Source organism: Wolbachia endosymbiont of Glossina morsitans morsitans (assembly GCF_000689175.1).
GTDB classification, from domain to species: Bacteria; Pseudomonadota; Alphaproteobacteria; order Rickettsiales; family Anaplasmataceae; genus Wolbachia; species Wolbachia pipientis.
Window position 1 is genome coordinate 5,565 of record NZ_AWUH01000183.1, and the last position, 1,941, is coordinate 7,505.

At 35.0% G+C, this 1,941-nt stretch carries 1 protein-coding gene and 1 pseudogene; one reads left to right on the forward strand and one right to left on the reverse strand.

The annotated features are described in order from the left end of the window. On the forward strand, positions 1–589 hold a 589-nt coding region (locus WGMM_RS04735), incomplete at its 5' end, for a His/Gly/Thr/Pro-type tRNA ligase C-terminal domain-containing protein (protein WP_240991943.1). A 24-nt stretch (positions 590–613) separates the two neighbouring features. Here WGMM_RS04735 and surE read toward each other — a convergent pair. Continuing rightward, a pseudogene (gene surE, locus WGMM_RS04740) lies at positions 614–1,367 on the reverse strand (5'/3'-nucleotidase SurE). Positions 1,368–1,941 lie beyond the last annotated feature (574 nt).

Genomic DNA, 1,941 nt, shown 5'->3' on the forward strand with positions numbered 1-1,941 from the left:
ATCAATAATTTCTGATGCGCCTAAAATCAGCAATTATTATACGAAAGAGTCCTCAGATTTCTTTGAACAAATACTAAATGGATTAACAATTCTTGATATACCTTATACCGTAAACAATAAACTAGTTCGAGGCTTGGATTATTATTGCCACACAGTGTTTGATTTTGTTACAGAGGATTTAGGTGCACAAGGGGCAGTTTTTGCCGGTGGAAGATACGATAATTTAGTATCTTCAGTAGGTGGAAAACACACTCCAGCAATAGGATTTGCAGGGGGGATTGAGCGCATAATGGAGTTAATCAATTATTCTCCGAAAGAAGAGCGACCTATTTACCTAATTCCGATCGGCAGAGAGGCTGAAGAATATGCTCTAACACTTGCGAATGAATTGCGCAGAAATAGTTTATATGTAAGTTACGAACACAGTGGGACAGTTAAAAATCGCATGAAGAAAGCAAGTCAAGCAAATGCTAAAATTGCATTGATCTTTGGGAATGATGAGTTAAACAACAATACTGTTAAAGTAAAAAATATGGATACAGGTGAAGAAAAAATAATCGCTCACGATAACATAATGGAAAATATCTAGTTAGGAGCAATGCAAATGTTTTTTTCAGTCAGCTATAGAAGAAAATTCGTCTGCGTAAGAATTTTTCATAGCATTCAATGTATCATAATCTGTAAAATCTAATTTTACCGGTGTAATAGTAATAAATCCTTCTTTTATTTTATTTACACTACCACTGCCTGAGTGTTCTCGAGACCAATTTAAGCTAAAAGAGCCATTCGAATTTTCAGTAAAAGTTAAATCCCCATCAATGTTATATTCACCTTGTTCAGCAAATTCTACTCCTTTTACTTTTTCCGTAGGAAAATTTACACTCATCACTATGTTTTTAGGCCAACCAACCTTAACTAGCTTGGCAATAACCTTTGGTGCAAAAACCTTTGTATTGTGCCTGTCTATTTTATTATGATAAACTTGGCTTAGCGCAATAGAAGGTATAGACCTTGCAGCACCTTCCATTACCGCACCAATTGTTCCTAAATAACAAATATCGTCCCCGACATTTGATCCAATATTTACTCCGGACAATATTAAGTCTGGTTTTTTATTCATAACTTTATTTAGCGCAATGTGTCATTACACAATCTGCAGGAGTACCAGACACACTAAATTCCCTTTCACTATGTTGGTTTATTCCAATAGATTGTTTCACTGGATGATCAAGAGATCTTGCAGCCCCGCTTCTATAAGTATCTGGTGCCACCATCCATATTTCTGACGCAAAATTCCGTGCAATCTCTTTGAGTAATTTTATTCCTTCACTTCCAAAGCCATCATCATTTGTTATCAATATTATCATATACAATACTCAGCTATACAGTTCCAAATTATGTAAATCATTGGCTGTAAATAAACTCATGAGGCTTTAGGTTTCTTCGCATAATTGTGAACTGTAACAAGCAACCTGCTGTAAATCAATAGATTTCTTGCACAGGCCATAACTGTCATTACAATAGAAACGAAAAAACTTGCTTGACAAACTCCGCCAGCCCCCTTATCATAAACACTGAAGCTGTTTATTTATCTTCTCTGTACAGATTAAATGACAAAAAAACTCACGTATCTGGCGTGTCATGTTTAATTTTTTGCACTATGTGCACCTTATGTCTTTATCAAACTTCTACCTACATAAGCTGAAACGCGCTTATAAAGCGTTTAAAACAGAAAAAAACGCCAACTTAAAAAACGGATAGTGAATAACTAGCTACCCTAGGGTTTCTTTTGCCTTTTTTTTCTGTTTAGTAAATTTCTTAAACATTTATAGCTAAGGTTAGTTGCATTTAAAAGCAGCTGAGTCGCGGTTATTAAGCGTTTAGAATAAAAAAACGCCATACTTGAAAGTATAGCTCTTTTTACAATAATCCGAACAGACC